At 56.3% G+C, this 16,391-nt stretch carries 13 protein-coding genes, 1 tRNA gene and 7 pseudogenes; 13 read left to right on the forward strand and 8 right to left on the reverse strand.

Annotated features, from left to right (window positions below):
* The first annotated feature begins 10 nt into the window (after positions 1-10).
* The 10 genes and pseudogenes from N7E01_RS02330 to N7E01_RS02375 all read left to right on the forward strand — a co-directional run.
* Entirely contained in the window at positions 11-631 is a 621-nt protein-coding gene (locus N7E01_RS02330) for a hypothetical protein (protein ID WP_289174502.1), read from the forward strand.
* A 92-nt stretch (positions 632-723) separates the two neighbouring features.
* Positions 724-1,110: a hypothetical protein gene (locus N7E01_RS02335; RefSeq protein WP_289174504.1), complete on the forward strand. Its 387-nt coding sequence runs from the start codon at positions 724-726 to the stop codon at positions 1,108-1,110.
* Between the two features lie 142 nt (positions 1,111-1,252).
* Positions 1,253-2,686: a DNA cytosine methyltransferase gene (locus N7E01_RS02340; RefSeq protein ID WP_350494907.1), complete on the forward strand. Its 1,434-nt coding sequence runs from the start codon at positions 1,253-1,255 to the stop codon at positions 2,684-2,686.
* Positions 2,687-2,726: 40 nt separating this feature from the next.
* Complete coding sequence (locus N7E01_RS02345) at positions 2,727-3,032, forward strand: hypothetical protein (protein WP_289174506.1); 306 nt, start codon at positions 2,727-2,729, stop codon at positions 3,030-3,032.
* A 237-nt stretch (positions 3,033-3,269) separates the two neighbouring features.
* Complete coding sequence (locus N7E01_RS02350) at positions 3,270-3,554, forward strand: hypothetical protein (RefSeq protein ID WP_289174507.1); 285 nt, start codon at positions 3,270-3,272, stop codon at positions 3,552-3,554.
* Positions 3,551-3,772, forward strand: a complete 222-nt coding sequence (locus tag N7E01_RS02355) for a hypothetical protein (protein ID WP_289174508.1) — start codon at positions 3,551-3,553, stop codon at positions 3,770-3,772. The genes N7E01_RS02350 and N7E01_RS02355 overlap by 4 nt, the downstream gene beginning before the upstream one ends.
* Entirely contained in the window at positions 3,769-4,200 is a 432-nt protein-coding gene (locus tag N7E01_RS02360; RefSeq protein WP_289174509.1) for a hypothetical protein, read from the forward strand. The genes N7E01_RS02355 and N7E01_RS02360 overlap by 4 nt, the downstream gene beginning before the upstream one ends.
* On the forward strand, positions 4,197-4,502 hold the full coding sequence (locus tag N7E01_RS02365) for a hypothetical protein (protein ID WP_289174510.1): 306 nt from the start codon (positions 4,197-4,199) through the stop codon (positions 4,500-4,502). Before N7E01_RS02360 ends, N7E01_RS02365 begins: the two co-directional genes overlap by 4 nt.
* Positions 4,499-4,747: an excisionase family protein gene (xisR, locus tag N7E01_RS02370; RefSeq protein ID WP_289174511.1), complete on the forward strand. Its 249-nt coding sequence runs from the start codon at positions 4,499-4,501 to the stop codon at positions 4,745-4,747. The genes N7E01_RS02365 and xisR overlap by 4 nt, the downstream gene beginning before the upstream one ends.
* A 5-nt stretch (positions 4,748-4,752) precedes the next feature.
* Positions 4,753-5,814, forward strand: a pseudogene (locus tag N7E01_RS02375) (Arm DNA-binding domain-containing protein); the annotation flags it as partial.
* 153 nt (positions 5,815-5,967) lie between these two features.
* Here N7E01_RS02375 and N7E01_RS02380 read toward each other — a convergent pair.
* The 6 genes and pseudogenes from N7E01_RS02380 to cysS all read right to left on the reverse strand — a co-directional run bounded on the left by N7E01_RS02380 (position 5,968) and on the right by cysS (position 11,646).
* A tRNA-Ser gene (locus N7E01_RS02380) sits at positions 5,968-6,060 on the reverse strand.
* A gap of 58 nt (positions 6,061-6,118) precedes the next feature.
* A pseudogene (locus tag N7E01_RS02385) lies at positions 6,119-7,383 on the reverse strand (aspartate kinase).
* Positions 7,384-7,502: 119 nt separating this feature from the next.
* Positions 7,503-8,525, reverse strand: a complete 1,023-nt coding sequence (gene tilS, locus N7E01_RS02390) for a tRNA lysidine(34) synthetase TilS (protein WP_289174512.1) — start codon at positions 8,523-8,525, stop codon at positions 7,503-7,505.
* A gap of 24 nt (positions 8,526-8,549) precedes the next feature.
* Positions 8,550-9,515 (reverse strand): acetyl-CoA carboxylase carboxyltransferase subunit alpha, encoded by a 966-nt coding sequence (locus N7E01_RS02395; RefSeq protein ID WP_289174513.1) that lies wholly within the window; start codon positions 9,513-9,515, stop codon positions 8,550-8,552.
* A 40-nt stretch (positions 9,516-9,555) separates the two neighbouring features.
* Positions 9,556-10,190 (reverse strand): annotated as a pseudogene (locus N7E01_RS02400) (DNA-3-methyladenine glycosylase family protein).
* Positions 10,191-10,199: 9 nt separating this feature from the next.
* Positions 10,200-11,646: pseudogene (gene cysS, locus N7E01_RS02405) on the reverse strand (cysteine--tRNA ligase).
* Between the two features lie 96 nt (positions 11,647-11,742).
* On the opposite strand from cysS, the gene N7E01_RS02410 reads away from it, so the two are divergent.
* From N7E01_RS02410 to N7E01_RS02420, 3 genes and pseudogenes are all read left to right on the forward strand, one after another.
* A complete protein-coding gene (locus N7E01_RS02410) occupies positions 11,743-12,621 on the forward strand; it encodes a hypothetical protein (RefSeq protein WP_289174514.1) in 879 nt (292 codons plus the stop codon).
* A pseudogene (locus N7E01_RS02415) lies at positions 12,566-13,074 on the forward strand (peptidylprolyl isomerase). The gene N7E01_RS02410 and the pseudogene N7E01_RS02415 overlap by 56 nt, the downstream one beginning before the upstream one ends.
* A pseudogene (locus N7E01_RS02420) lies at positions 13,067-13,832 on the forward strand (UDP-2,3-diacylglucosamine diphosphatase). The pseudogenes N7E01_RS02415 and N7E01_RS02420 overlap by 8 nt, the downstream one beginning before the upstream one ends.
* 76 nt (positions 13,833-13,908) lie before the next feature.
* Here the strand turns inward: N7E01_RS02420 and N7E01_RS18250 are convergent.
* Together N7E01_RS18250 and N7E01_RS02435 are read right to left on the reverse strand one after the other, a co-directional pair.
* Positions 13,909-14,777: pseudogene (locus tag N7E01_RS18250) on the reverse strand (undecaprenyl-diphosphate phosphatase); the annotation flags it as partial.
* Positions 14,777-16,372, reverse strand: a complete 1,596-nt coding sequence (locus N7E01_RS02435; protein ID WP_289174517.1) for a TerC family protein — start codon at positions 16,370-16,372, stop codon at positions 14,777-14,779. The gene N7E01_RS02435 and the pseudogene N7E01_RS18250, both read right to left, overlap by 1 nt.
* Between the last annotated feature and the right edge of the window lie 19 nt (positions 16,373-16,391).

A 16,391-nucleotide genomic window follows, 5' to 3' on the forward strand; every position in this document is an offset into this window, starting at 1 on the left:
AGGAATAAATATGAGCACACCATTGAACCGCGTTGAAACATTGCTGCAGAACAGCGACAAGGCCCTCTACATTCACCAGATCGTTGCTCTGGCTGATGTCGGTGAAAAGGAAGCGAAAACCAGCATCAAGACGCTACACGACATGGGTCAGATCGAAACGATTCAAACGCCCGGGCGCTGGGGTAACCGGTATGCATGGCTGGCCGCCAAGCCGGTCATCAGCGAACCAGTGGTAATTGCAGAGGCGGATCAGGTTGACAAAGTCGCGGATCGGCAAGAAAGCCTGGTTGACAAAACACCGAATTTGCAATGTCCGACCGAAATCACCGGAGACGGAAGTGGCGAGGCATTGCCGGACGCTTCGCAGGATGAGCGAGCAGCGCCACCAGCCTGCCATGAGCCTGAAATTCACCAGCAATGGCCATGGGCTGAAACCACTCCAGAACTGATTCGCGTGAATTACGCCGTCGCCGTACCCAAGCGCCCCTTGCGGATCGTAAAAAGCTTGGCCCGGGCCGAGGCACTGGCACTGTCTGCGGTGCGCCGTGGTGCCAAGGGCGCGGAGGTATTCGCACTCATGCCGGTTGGCCACGCCAAGCAGGAGGCGGTCTTTCAGGAGGCCATCGCGTGAAACCCCTTTTCCGCCAACCGTCGAGCCGTGAACTGCGTCGGGCCAAACGGCGAGACGTGACCCCGCCCCCACCCGTCCCTATGTTCATTCGGATGCAAAACGTCCTGGCACCGCTGGAGCGAATCATTGACGATATCGAGCAAACCGGTGATGTAACGGCGCTCAATGGCACGCCAGTGTTCAACCTACCGCACGAAAGTGGCAGGCAATACCACACGATGGCACCTGCCATTGATGGGATCGCTGATTTCTACGAAATGTTCTGGGCGCGGCGCAAGCAGCATAAGGTGCTTGCCGGCATCCGCCAGCTGGCCAAGCGCCTGCACTACAGCATGCCAATTACTGAGCGTGAAATTGCAGCAGCCAAAGACGACATGGTGTCCATGCGTAGCATCGTGCCGATGCTGACAGAAAGCGAGGCAACGGATCTGATATTGCAGACTCAGATCAAGGCGGAAATTGAGGCAAGAAAAGCATGATCAGACAACAATACTCACTGGATATCAACGACGAACTGATTGTCGACAACTTCGCCGGCGGTGGCGGTGCGTCTTGCGGCATTGAGTTGACTCTTGGCCGACATGTGGACGTTGCTATCAACCACGACCCCAAGCCGTTGCGATGCATGAGGCCAACCACCCACAGACAAAGCACTATTGCGAATCCGTCTGGGACGTAAACCCGTTGGAAGTCACTCAAGGCCGCCCCGTTGGTTTGGCTTGGTTCTCGCCGGACTGTAAACATTTCAGCAAAGCCAAAGGCGGCAAGCCCGTCGAAAAGAAAATCCGCGGACTCGCCTGGATTGTTATGCGCTGGGCGGCACTGGTCCGGCCGCGAGTCATCATGCTTGAGAACGTGGAAGAGTTCAAAACATGGGGGCCTCTTACAGAGGACGGCCGACCATGCCCGTCACGCAAAGGCAAGACCTTTCGCAGCTTCGTTCATCAGCTGCAAGAAAAAGGCTACGCCGTCGAAACCCGAGAACTTCGGGCCTGCGACTACGGTGCGCCGACCATTCGCAAACGTCTGTTCATGATCGCCCGGTGCGATGGCCAGCCCATCGTCTGGCCAGAGCCTACACACGGCGCTCCGGATAGCGAAGGCGTCAAAGCAAAACGCCTGAAGCCATGGCGTACGGCCGCTGACTGCATCGACTGGTCCCTGCCCTGCCCCTCGATTTTTGAGCGGGCCAAGCCGCTTGCTGACAACACCATGAAACGAATTGCACGAGGCCTGAAGCGTTACGTGCTGGATAGCGGCAACCCGTTCATCGTGAAGTGCAACCACACCAGCAACCGAACGGTTTATGACTGCTTTCGGGGTGGCGCCATCGATGAACCGGTCAAGACGATTACGGCCAGCCACGGCATGGGTCTGGCAGTTCCATACCTCGTGGGTGCGGGCGGCCCTGAATATGCTGGCAAGCCGAAATCAGCCGACACGCCATTCAATACGCTGACAACTGAGAATCACACGCACCTTGTCACTGCCTTTTTGGCAAAGCACTTCGGCGGCAATTACACCGGCTCTGGGGCTGATCTTGCCGAGCCGGCGCACACGGTAACCGCAGCCGATCATCACGCCTTGGTCACATCCCACCTTGCCAAACTGCGAAACAACCAGTTCGGCCAGGACAATCGGGAGCCGGTACCAACGCTGACAGCAGGAGGTGGCCACGTTGCCGAGGTCAGAGCCTTCCTGGTGAAGTATTACAGCGAAGGCGGTCAAGATCAGGATTGCCGGGAGCCGATGCATACCATCCCGACAAAAGATCGTCTTGGCCTGGTCACCGTCGCTGGGCAGGAATACCAGATCGCTGACATCGGCATGCGAATGCTGGAGCCTCACGAACTCTACGCGGCACAGGGCTTCCCCGGCAGCTACATCATCGCCCCAACCATCAACGGCAAACAACTGCCGAAGCACGCTCAGGTTCGAATGTGCGGCAACTCAGTATGCCCTCCTCTGGCTGCGGCACTTGTGGGTGCCAACGTGCCAGAAATGGCGGCATGGGGAGCAAACGAAAAGCACGCCATCGAAGCATTGGTGGCATGACTTATCCCCAATTCCTGTGAATAACTTTTTGGACAAATACATGACAACGACTGCAACCCCACGGCCAGACACGTTTTTCATTGGACTGGATCAAACGCGATCAGTGAGGCGTCTCGGGCTGGGCCCCAAGTTCTATGACAGTGGCGTTTCCATCCCTGAGCTGGTCGAGCAACCAGACGGCCCCTATGTGACGCATGCCGATTACCTGAAGTTGCTGCATCTGGCCACGCTCCGTGAAGCGGTCAACATGGTGTTGGAGGCCGAGGTTGAAAGACTGCTGACTGAACGTGAAGCAAACAGCGCCGCTGAAGTAAGTGGCCGGCCGATGAAAGTGGAGGTGTTATGAGCAATGTAAAGATGCCGAATCCAGTGGCTTTTCGCAGTAAAGACACTCCGTACCTGTTCAGCCTTGGGGTCCGCAAACGGTTGGATTTGACGGCCTCATCACAACCGAACAAGCCGAAAACTACGCCCAGGCTCGTGTGCGTGAAGCGCTGGAGAAAGCCGCAGGGTTCTGCTGCGACATGGACTACCTGAGCGATGTGGCCAGAGCTATCCGCGACCTGACTCAGAAGGAAGGAACATGACAGACAACCAACGAGCCGCGTTTGAGGCTGAAATGCGCAAAGATTTGGGTATGCCTGAGTACGTAGAGCTTAATTGGGAAGCTGACTACGTAGCGACAGCCTGGAAATACTACCAAGCCGCCCTTGCATCGCCAGAGGCACAGGCTTTGCGCAAGGATGCTGAGCGTTACAGGTTCATCAGGCCGGGTGATGCAACGGTCTGGTGTAGTTCTGGCGACTACCCCATGGAAAATGAAAATCTTGACGCCGCTATCGACGCTGCAATGGAGGAACAGAAATGACAACTAATCAACTTGCGGTGGGTGATGTTGTGCAAATTTCGCCTGATACAGGCAATGAAATGTTCGCCGCCTGCTTCATGACTGTTACCGAGCCGAAGCCGTGGGGCGCTCAAGGATATGTCCGAATCCCCGGCGGCGGCGACGCTTATTACCGGGCGAAGCACGAGCATATGGTCCTGATTGGCACTGCCGAATGGATGATGGAGGATTTAGCATGACCGACAATATCAAACTACCGCCCGAGTTCCGCAGCGGCAACAGCATCCCTGTCGAACGGGCAACAATTGCCCGCGAACGTATGGTTGAGATTCTTACCGCCGCCATCGAAGCCGACCGGCAGGCAAGGGGTGAGCCGGTTGATGTGAATTGGGTACGTGATGGTATAGCAAACTTCATTGCTGACAATTGGCCTGACAGGAAGCATTCCCTCAATGAAATTGAGAGAGGCATCAGGCAGATTGAGATTCGACCACCACAACCTCAACAAATCCCCGAGGGCTACAAGCTGGTGCCGATTGAGCCGACAGACAGAATGCTTAGAGCGGCTTATCACGCTATTGAATCAGAGGCCATTATCACTACGGTCTGGTTACGCAAAACTGTCTACAAAGCCATGCTCGAAGCCGCGCCAGAGGTGAAGCCATGACCGCCCTACTACACACTCAAATCCAAACGCTACGCAAGTACCAAGCATGGCGCACTGGCGAAGATGAGCGAACGATGGACGAGGCAGGTATCGTGCCCAGAGCCATCACATCAGCGCTTGATGGCGTGCTTGATTTTGCAGAGAACCATTTGCGTGACGCCACGAAAAAGGTTGAGCCCCTGAAGTATGGCGGGCCTGATTCTGACGACTACGTTACCGGATGGAATGACGCTATCAGGGCATTTGGGTTTAGGCAGCGACAGCCGAATGAGCAGCCAAATCAAAACACGGAGAAACCATGAGCATCACGCCTGCAGCTACCGCGCGTCAGCCATTCCGTGGCATTGTCGGCATATCCCCCGCGCGCTACATTCGTTTGCCCTTGTTCGAGACCGTAACCGGCTATACCGAAAAAGCTGTACGGCGAAAAATCGACGATGGCATCTGGCTTGAAGGGAAGGAATACATGCGCGCCCCTGACGGCCATATTCTTGTTGACCTGGAGGGATACTACAAATGGGTAGAAAACCAACGACAGGCGGGGTAAGCCCAATGGGCGAACGGATTCAGGTTCGCATTCATTGGAAAGGCAAAGAACTGCGCCCTACGCTCAATTTGAAACCTACCGCCGCGAATCTAAAGCATGCCCAACGAATACGGCAAGCCATACTCGAGGACATTAAACTTGGCTCATTACGGCTGGCCGAATATTTTCCAGACTATCGCCACTTGGATGATCACACCAACACCGACGGACGCACACTCAAAGACTGGGCTGAACTATGGCAAAGCTTGGCCAAGCGTAGTCTGGAAAAATCGACCATGGATATCTATGTTCGTCACTTGAAAGCCTACTGGCTATCGGCTTTCGGGCTGGAGCACCCGGCAAGGATCACGCACGAACGCATACTTGCGCACCTGGCCACACTGGCCAGTGACCGCCTGGATGAACGGACCGGGAAGCTTGTAAAAGGATTGGGGCGTAAAACGCAGAACAACATCATGATCCCTTTGCGGGCCGTGTACGGCCTGATCTGCAAGTCGGACAAAACGATTACGGATCCGACCGGGGGAATCGACAATCTGAAAATTCAGCGATCACCACCAGATCCGTTCACGCTCGATGAGGTTGAAGCCGCCCTGCAGGTCGTGGAAAAGAAATTCGGCAAAGAGCTGGCTGACTATTTTGAGTTCGCCTGTTTTGCCGGGCTTCGCTCGAGCGAACAGATCGCCCTGCTCTGGCAGGATGTCGACATACGCAGTGGCACGCTGCTGGTTCGACGCGCTCGAGTGCTGGCCAACGATAAGGAGCGCACCAAAACAGCGGTTCAGCGAGAGGTTGAATTAAACACTCGAGCTCGCGCCGTTATCGAACGACAAAGGGCCGTCACCCAGTTGACCGGTGAACACGTGTTCAGAAATCCGTTTACCGAGAAGCCTTGGCATGACGAACAGATCCAGCGACGGCGTTGGGAAACCGCGCTCAAGATTGCTGGCATCCGATATCGGCCACCAAAGGAGTGCCGAGATACCAGCGTCACCCTGGCACTGATGGCTGGGGCTGATCCCGTATGGGTTGCCGCACAGCATGGCCACAGTCTTCAGGTCATGATGCGCGATTACGCAAAGTGGATTCCAGGAGCCGATAAGGGTCGAAATTTGGCAGCTATCGACAGGGTTCTTTTAGCGAATTCCGCAGTAGAACCGCAGTACGAATACGCCAGAAAAGAAAAACCCTGTAAAAACAGGGCTTTGTCTTTAAAACTTTGGCGGAGATGGAGGGATTCGAACCCTCGATACGGGTATAAGCCGTATGCTCCCTTAGCAGGGGAGTACCTTCAACCACTCGGCCACATCTCCGAATTAAGCCCTGAATTCTAGCACAAGAAAACGGGGCTTGGGGCGCAGATCGCCAGTTTTATTCGCTGACAGTCACTTCCTGATCGAGACCAAACGCTTTGTGCAGCGCACGAACAGCCAGTTCCATGTATTTGTCGCTAATGACAACCGACGTCTTGATTTCGCTGGTGGAAATCATCTGGATATTGATACCCTCTTCGCTGAGTGTGCGGAACATCAGGCTGGCGACGCCCACATGACTGCGCATGCCGATACCGACAACCGATACCTTGCAGACTTTTTCGTCAGTGCGAATTTCACGCGCCCCAACAGCCGGGCCAACTTGCTGCTCGAGCACTTCGAGTGCACGGGGAATTCGGAACGATTGACGGTGAACGAAAAGTCTGTGGTGCCCTCAACCGACTGGTTCTGAAGGATAACGTCAACGTTGATGTTGGCGGCGGCAATGGGGCCCAGAATTGAATAGGCCACGCCCGGCTTGTCGGGAACCGCCAGCAGGGTAAGTTTGGCTTCATCGCGGCTGAAGGCAATGCCCGAAACAACGGCTGCTTCCATTTTCTGGTCTTCCTCGAAAGTAATAAGAGTGCCCGAAGTCATTTCTTCTTCGAGCGGCATCAGGGGGTCGGTCAGTGACGACAGTACGCGAATGGGAATGCGGTACTTGCCGGCGAATTCGACAGAACGAATTTGAAGCACTTTGGAACCGAGCGAGGCCATTTCAAGCATTTCTTCAAAAGAAACGACCGACAGGCGGCGCGCTTCGGGAACCACACGCGGATCAGTAGTGTAAACACCATCGACGTCGGTATAAATCAGGCACTCTTGCGCGCCAATGGCTGCAGCAATGGCTACCGCTGACGTGTCGGAACCACCACGACCCAGTGTCGTGATGTGGCCTTCTTCGTCAACACCCTGAAAACCGGTAACCACGACGACACGGCCATCGGCAAGGTCGGCCTTGATGCGGGCATCGTCGATAGACGTGATACGCGCCTTGGTGAAGGCCGAATCGGTTTTGACGGGAACCTGCCAACCGGTGTAGCTGCGGGCGGGCACACCTTGCGCCATCAGGGCAATGGCCAGCAAGGCGCTACTGGCCTGTTCGCCGGTTGCAGCCAGGGCATCAAGCTCGCGCTCGTTGGCGCGCGGCGAAATTTCTTTGGCCAGACCCAGAAGACGGTTGGTTTCACCCGACATGGCGGAAGGAACAACCACAACCTGGTGGCCTGCGGCGTGCCATTTTGCGACGCGACGTGCGACATTTTGAATGCGCTCGACCGAGCCCATTGAAGTGCCACCGTATTTGTGAACAATCAGGGACATCTTTTACTCTGCAAAAAGGACAACTACCTGCACATTACAGATAGAAAAGCGAAATAGTTTAACATTAACAAGGTAGTTTGCCGAATTCTCAAGCCACCCCACCACCGGCCAAAACACCATCAGGGTGTACCCGATGACTCTGATGTGTGAATCACCACCCGCCCTCTTACGCAGGCAATTTCGACCTCTGCGTGGCGCACACGCAAAGCCCGGTCAAACCCCAAGGCATGTAACTGGCGCAACTGGCGCATCAGGTCATCCAGCCGTGCTTCAGTAGGCATGGGCAGATTCTGCAGACCCAACCAATAGCGCAACACCAGCGCCTGACGTGCCGGCGACAACGCTCGCCATGCTTTCAGGTCAAAACCATGATCGTCATCCCGATAATCCAGTGCGACCAGATCGGCTGCCGCCACCTCATCGAGCACTTCCCGGGTTTGCGCCGCCTGACGGGCATGGCGGACCAGGCGTTCACGCCAGCCAGGCCAGCGTTCATCAAGGGCTGGCGCAAGGCGTTCGCGCAAGGCGCCGCGCGTGTAACGGTCTTGGGTATTGGTGGGGTCGGTGACGTAATGCCAGCCGGTACGGGCCGCATAGTCTTGTGCGGCAGCCATGATGGCAGCACGATCAACATCCAGCCAGGGGCGGATAAACAGAACGGCATCGCGCCGGGTAACGGCCGGCATCGCGGCCAAACCCTCCGGGCCGGCACCGCGCAACAAGCGCAGCAATACCGTTTCGGCCTGATCATGCTGATGATGGCCGAGCAATACACACCCTGCCCCCACCTGCGTTGCCATGGCGCACAATGCGGCGTAACGGGCATCACGCGCAGCCGCCTCGAGCCCCTTGCCACCCGCTGTATCAACCTTGACCCGGCGACTGTGACACGGCACCATCAACTGATGGGCCAGATCATGCACACGGTGCTGCCATTCATCAGCCGCCTGTTGCAGCCCGTGATGAACGTGAAGCAGATGCAGATCGAGGGCATGGCGTTTGGCGTATTCACTGGCCGCCACGGCCAGCATGGCCGAATCGGGGCCACCGCTGACCGCCACGCCAAGACGCACGGGCATCGATGCCAGCGTCTGGAGTGACCGATGAATCTTCAAAACCAGCGCATCAGAGCCTGAAAACATGCGATTCAGACATTAGTGACGCAATCAGGCACGGGCTTCCTGGTAGCGCCCGTACGACATCAGACGCTGCAAACGATGTTCAAGCATTTGCTCGGTGGACATGTTGGATACCTGACGGTAAGCGTCTGCCAGGGCGCGTGCCAATTGGTTGGCCATGGTTTTAGGGTCGCGATGAGCCCCGCCAACAGGCTCGTTGACGACCCGGTCGACAAGACCCAGTTCTTTGAGGCGAGGTGCCGTGATGGCTAGCGCTTCAGCCGCAACGGACGCCTTGTCGGCGCTGCGCCAAAGGATAGAGGCACAGCCTTCGGGCGAGATGACTGCATACGTGGCGTACTGCAACATCATGACCACATCACCCACCGCGATGGCCAGGGCCCCACCAGAACCGCCTTCACCGATGATGGTGGAAATGATGGGCACCTTGAGCTCGGCCATGGCGTACAGGTTATGCCCGATCGCTTCAGACTGACCCCGCTCTTCAGCGCCGATGCCCGGATAGGCCCCCGGCGTATCCACAAAAGTGAAGACGGGTAAACGGAATTTTTCAGCCAGACGCATCAGGCGCAAGGCCTTGCGATACCCCTCGGGTCGGGGCATCCCAAAGTTACGCCTGGAGCGCTCTTTGGTATCACGCCCTTTTTGATGGCCTATAACCATGCAGGGCGTGCCATTGAAACGCGCCAACCCGCCCACAATGGATTGATCATCGGCGTACATGCGATCACCGTGCAACTCGTGAAAATCGGTAAAAATTTCGCGCACATAATCAAACGTGTAGGGACGCTGCGGGTGGCGCGCCACCAGGGCGGTTTGCCACGGGGTGAGCTTGGCGTAAATGTTCTTGGCCAGTGTCTGGCTTTTTTGCTGCAAACGGCTGACCTCGTCGGAAATATCGACGGCAGAATCGGACTGCATGTAACGCAGTTGCTCGATTTTCTGTTCGAGCTCGGCCAGAGGCTGCTCAAATTCCAGGAAAGTATTACGCATAAGAGCTTGGGTTCCAGAGAGGGATCATACGACTTTAGTTTTACTTGGCCACAGACGCAAGACTGCGCCACAAGTACCAGGTCGCGACGGTTCGCCAGGGGCCCACGCCTGGGCAACTTCACGCGCCTCGAAGCGCGATACCGGTTCACCGCTGAAATAGTGTAACGAAATCGCCCGAAGCAAGCCCGCATCATCCAGCGGAAGCACATCGGGGCGCTGCAAATTGAAAATAAGGAACATTTCAGCCGTCCAGCGACCAATGCCACGGATCGTGCACAGATCGGCAATGACCGCCTCGTCGTCCATGCTGGCCCAGGCTGACGGTTTTACCCGCTTTTCAGCAAAGTGAACGGCCAGATCAGCGATGTATTCAGATTTACGCTTGGACAAGCCCAGTGCACGCAGGGCGTCGAGATCAAGCTCGACAACCGATGCAGGTGTCGGCCGACGCCCGCACTTTTCAGTGAAGCGCTGCCAGACTGCATCGGCAGATTTGGTGGACACCTGCTGGCCAATAATGGCCCGCGCCAGCGTCATGAAGGCAGGCGCAGGCGCTTGCAGACACTGATCACGATGCTGGGGAATCAGCTTTTTAAGAATGCGGTCACGCCGCATCAAGTGGGCGGAAGCCTCTTCCCAGTAGTCAGGACGAACCTCGGTTGAAACGATGGTCATACCTGCCCCTTACACCCGGCGCCACTGAGTGATGCCGCCCGGCTTGTCTTCCAGTTCGACACCCGCCTGACGCAATTGTTCGCGAATAGCATCGGCCTGGGCAAACTGTTTGTCTTTTTTGGCTTGCAGACGCGCCTGAACCAGAACCTCAATGGCATCGGCATCGAGTGCATCACGGGACACATCCGACGCAGTGAACCGGCTGGATGACTGCACATAGACAGCCGGATCGGCCTGCAGCAAACCCAGCACCCCCCAGCGCTCGCAACAAACCGCTGACCTGACCCGAACCGCTGCGGTTGGCTTCATTGGCCAGCTCGAACAGCACGGCAACCGCACCCGACGTATTGAAATCATCATCCATAGCCGCTCGAAACGCTGCAGCGGAAGGCTGGGCCCAGTCGATGTCGACGACTTCAGGCCGGACGTTATGCAAGGTTTGATACAGCCGGTCGAGGGCGCTTTGCGCGTCGCGCAAATTGTCGGGGGTGTAATTCTGGATGCTGCGATAGTGGTTACGCACAATGAAAAAACGCAACATTTCGGCCTCGCGCACATTGACGCGATATGAAGCCGAATCTGCAGACAGCGAATCGGGCACACCTACCGTTTCACGAATGGTTCGGAAATTACCCAGCGACTTGGACATTTTGTCGCTATCAACCATTAGTGGGCCGCAGTGCATCCAGGTGTTGGCCAATTGGCCCCCGAACGCCCCTTCGGTCTGGGCAATTTCATTTTCGTGGTGCGGGAATTTGAGATCGGGCCCGCCACCGTGAATATCGAGTGGCAAACCCAGCAGGGCCTTGCTCATGGCAGAGCATTCAATATGCCAGCCGGGACGGCCCAACCCATAGGACGATTCCCATTTGGATTCGGGCGGTTCTTCTGCCTTGGCAGACTTCCAGAGTACGAAGTCGAGCGGGTCTCGCTTGCCGGAATCAACCGCCACACGCTCGCCGGCACGCAGGTCATCCAGCGATTTTCCCGACAGTTTCCCGTACCCCGGAAAACTGCGAACCGCATAATTGACATCGCCATTGTCGGCCTGATAAGCCAGGCCTTTGTCTTGCAGGCGACCGATGATATCGAGCATGTCGCCCACATGCGCCGTGGCACGCGGCTCGGCATCGGGCGTTTGTACACCCAGGGCCTGCTCGTCGGCATGCATGGCATCAATGTAAAAATCGGTAACTTCGCCAAGCCGTCGGTTGGTTTCTACCGCACGACGAATGATTTTGTCATCAATGTCGGTAATGTTGCGCACATAGGTGACGGTGTAACCCGTGGCGCGCAACCAGCGCTGCACCACATCGAAGCTGACCAGCATGCGGGCATGCCCAAGGTGGCAAAAATCATAGACCGTCATGCCGCAAACGTACATGCGAACATGGCCCGGTTCAACGGGCTTGAAGGGCTCTTTGCCGCGGGAAAGGGTGTTATAAATGTGCAGCATTCGCTAGTGAAACTTGTTTGATGTGAAGCAAGGCTAAAATGGCGGTCGATAAGTATAGCAACTCAAGCCCAACTCTATCCCAATAGGTAAACGTCGGTGTTTCAAAATTTTCGTCGCTTCCTGCCTGCCGTTGTGCTGGCGGCCTGCAGTTTTGCCGGCTCAACGGCCGTTCTGGCGCAATCCGCCCCGGCAAGCAATGCCCCGCTGTTCAACGACCCACCTCGCGTCGACCAGGGTTGGCAGGGGCTGGCCAAAGTGCTCGACGCCCTTACACCCGGCATCGACACATCGATTCCGCTGACCGCATCGCAAATTACCGACCGCATTACCGCGATGATCAACGAGGGCCGTGCCGCTGAAGCACTTGAGGTCATTGAGAAACGCGAAGCCCAGCGTACGGCCAGCGGTGAACTGGGGCAGGACGTGCAGCTGCTGTTCCTGAAAGCCCGGGCGCAGACCGCAACGGGCAAGGTCGAGGCCGCCCAGGCCACTTACCTTGACATGACCACCCGGTACCCCGAGCTACCCGAGCCCTGGAACAACATGGCCTCACTGTATCTTGCCCAAGGCCATCTTGACCAGGCCTTTGACGCTCTGACCATGGCCTTGCGCGCCGACCCGAATTATGCCCAGGCCAAGGCCAACCTTGCCAATGTCCATCTGCTGAAGGCCTACGACCTGTATCGTCAGGCAGAACAGGCCGGTCTGCGTGCCGCAGGTCGCCAGGCCAACACCTTGCAATCTTTTTTGAAAACCCGTCTGCACCAACAAACCGATGAGCTTTACACTACGCCCCGTTTTTGCCCGGCCGTCATTGAAACGACGTGCACTGGGCCTGGCCTGTGCCGTCTTGCTGGCCCTCCCGGCCGCATTGCCCGGTCAGGCAATCGCCTCTTCCTCTACTTCAGAAGGTACAACCATGAGCACAAACCCGAAAGTCAAGCTTCAAACCAACCACGGCGAAATGCTGGTTGAACTGAACGCCGAAAAGGCCCCTAAAACCGTTGAAAACTTCATCACTTACGTGAAAGACGGTTTTTTGACGGTACGATTTTCCACCGCGTCATCAACAATTTCATGATCCAGGGCGGCGGATTCGAACCCGGCATGAAGCAAAAAGATACACGCGACCCGGTTGAAAACGAAGCCAATAACGGCTTGCGCAACAACCGCTACACCCTGGCCATGGCGCGCACCAGCGACCCGCACTCGGCAACCGCACAGTTTTTCATCAACGTTGCCGACAACGACTTCCTGAACCACACGGCACCAACCAGCAATGGCTGGGGTTATGCCGTTTTCGGCGAAGTCATTGAAGGCACCGACGTTGTCGACAAGATCAAACTCGTAAAAACAGGCAGCAAAGGCTTCCACCAAGACGTTCCGGTTGAAGACGTCATTATCGAGAAAGCCACTATCGTTGAATAAGCTCCATTTGCCCGGTACGCTGTGGTTGGCCTCTGATACGCATCTGGGGCCTCAATCACCGCATACCAACCGGGCATTCCTTGATTTTTTATCGCAGGCGGCGCAACACGCCGACACCCTTGTTCTGGGTGGCGATATTTTCAATGTATGGGTGGGCGATGACATCATTGCCGCCCCTGCCGCATGGCTGGACGAACTGTTGGTGGCACTGCAACTCACCAGCCGGTCCATCCCCTGTATCTGTGTCGCGGCAATCGCGACTTCCTGATGGGCACGCGTTTGTGCCACCATATCGGCGCTACCTTGCTGGACGAGCAAACCTTGCTGCAAACCGATGCAGGTGCCCTGCTGTTCAGCCACGGCGACGAATACTGCACCGATGACCACCGCTACCAGCGCTTCAGGTATTGGGTACGCAAACGCTGGGTTCAGCGAATTTTTTATCGTTCAGCCTGACACAGCGTCTGAAATGGGCCGGCTATGCGCGGGCGCGCAGCCAGAAGGCCAACCAGCACAAGCACTACGATGTCATGGATGTCAATAATGACGCGGTACGTGCCGCACTGAAGCAGGCGCATGTGCAGATGATGGTGCACGGCCATACCCACAGGCCGGCAACACACCAGTTGAACGATGCCGCCGGCAACACCCTGACCCGAATCGTTTTACCCGACTGGGATTACGACGTTACGCCTCCAAGAGGCGGCTGGCTGGAGATTGACGCCACTGGCTACCGGTTGCAAACCGCTGCCGTTTAACTAACGACAGGCTGTACAAAATCGCTATGCCCGCCCAAGACCACCCGTAGCCGGGTACATGAAGACGTTAGCCCAGCCATAGCCACAGCCCGACAACGCAGCCTAACGCGATGCGATACCAGGCGAACGGTCGATACGTATGCCGTGACACCCAAAGCAACACCGCCTTGACCAGCACCAGCGCACTGAAAAAAGCCGCTACAAAACCGACAACAATAGCCCAGGTTTGCTCGCCCGTAAGAATACTGCCATGCCTGTACAAGTCGTAAACCGTTGCTGCCAGCATCGTCGGCATGGCCAGAAAGAATGAAAACTCGGTGGCGGTTTTACGCTGCACTCCGGCCAGCATGGCGCCTATGATGGTGGCTCCGGAGCGCGACGTACCAGGCACCATGGCCAGGCATTGGGCAAACCCCACGGCCAGTGCCTGCTTCCAGCTAATGTCTTCAAGAGCAAACGTCACCGGTTGCCCCAAGCCCGGTTTTTCGGGGGGACGGCACCGGTTACGGTATTGTGCGGCCCATGCTTGGCCATATGCGGCTTGCGCTCGACCCACAGCATGACCAAACCGCCCAGCACCAGTGTCACCACAAAAATGGCCGGATGATGAAACATCATCTTGATGTATTTGATGGTGAAAAAGCCAATAACTGCGGCTGGCAAGAACGCAATCAGCAAGTTACGTGTAAACGCCACCTCGGTAGGCTCGCGCCTGAGGGTGCCTCGCACCAGTTGCCACAACCGCTGACGGAAAATCCAGATGACCGCCAGAATTGAACCAAACTGGATAACGACCTCATAGACTTTATTGCTACCGGAATCAAAATTGATCCATTCTCCGAACAGCAATAAATGCGCGGTACTGGATACAGGAATGAACTCGGTAAAACCTTCAATAACTCCAAGGAAAAAGGCCTTGAGCAAATACAACGTACCTTCTGTCATCACCGCCCTTCTTCTGCAGAACTATCGTCGTCCGATACCGGAGTTCGTTCAATTTCGACCGCGGCAATACGCCGACCCTCAAGACGTAACACCTTGAATGTAAAGCTGGCATGTGGCTGCACCATCTGGCAGATGTCTCCGGGCGCCGGGAGCTGCCCGAAACGACCGAGCAAATAGCCTGCCAAGGTGGAATACCCTTCTTCTTCGTTGACCAGACCGGCGGTGTTCAACACCTGCTCCAGGTGATGCACATCGGCGGCACCATCAACACGCCAGCGATGCTCGTCTTCCTGGACGATATCGGGAGTTTCGTCTTCATCGGGGAATTCGCCGGCTATGGCCTCAAAGACATCAATCGGGGTGACAACACCTTCAATGGTTCCAAATTCGTCGGTCACCAGAACCAGTTGCCCGCGGGAACGCTTCAGCGTTTCCATCAAGCGCAGCACACCAATGGACTCGTGGACAATCAGCGGGTCACGCAGACGCGACAGCTTGACCTGACCGTGCGTAATGACATCGGCCAGCATTTCTTTGGCCCGCCCGATGCCAATGACTTCGTCAAGCGACCCGCGACACACCGGAAAAAAGCTGTGCGGTGTCTTGAGCAACTGCTCACGGATCGTATCAGCCGAATCGTTCAGATTGATCCAGGAGACATCGTTGCGAGGGGTCATGATGGAGTGAATGGTGCGGTCACCCAAGGTGAGCACCCCACTGACCATGTTGCGTTCTTCTTCGCCGAACGCATGGACAGTGGACTGTTCAGAGGCTGCTTCAGGCTGCTCAGGCCCGACCATGGGCTGCTTGCCCAACATGCGCATAATGCCTTCAGCCGTACGCTCACGCATGGGGCGACGCAATTCAACTTTTTGCATGTTGCGACGCGCCAACTGATTGAGGCTTTCAATAATGACCGAAAAACCGATGGCCGCATACAAATACCCTTTGGGCACGGCAAAACCGAAACCTTCGGCCACCAGCGAAAAACCGATGGTAAGCAGAAAACCCAGACACAGCACGACAACGGTCGGATGCGCATTGACGAAACGGGTCAATGGCTTGGAAGCAAACAGCATGACACCCATGGCGATAACAACGGCCAGCATCATGACCGATAGCTGTTCAACCATGCCCACAGCCGTAATGACCGCATCCAGCGAAAACACCGCGTCAAGAATAATGATCTGGGTCACAATCAGGCCGAAACTGGCGTGCATGCCGGCCCCGGAAGACTGGTGCGAACGCCCTTCAACACGTTCGTGAAGCTCGAGCGTGCCTTTGAAGAGCAGGAAGAAACCGCCCACAATCAGGATAAGATCGCGGCCCGAGAAAACCAGCGGGCCCAGATGCACTATCGGCTCGGTCAGTTTGATGAGCCATGACATGACCGTCAAAAGGCCCAGGCGCATCAGCAGCGCCAGTGACAACCCCATGACCCGGGCACGATCGCGCAGCTTGGGCGGCAGTTTTTCAACCAGGATTGCGATGAAAATGAGGTTATCGATTCCGAGAACAATCTCGAGAACGATCAGCGTCAGCAAGCCTACCCAGGCCGCAGGCTCGAACATCCAGTCGAAGGAGAAGGCTTCCATCAGAAGCCCCTTGCGCGGC

The organism is Neopusillimonas aromaticivorans, assembly GCF_030344915.1.
GTDB classification, from domain to species: domain Bacteria; phylum Pseudomonadota; class Gammaproteobacteria; order Burkholderiales; family Burkholderiaceae_B; genus Neopusillimonas; species Neopusillimonas aromaticivorans.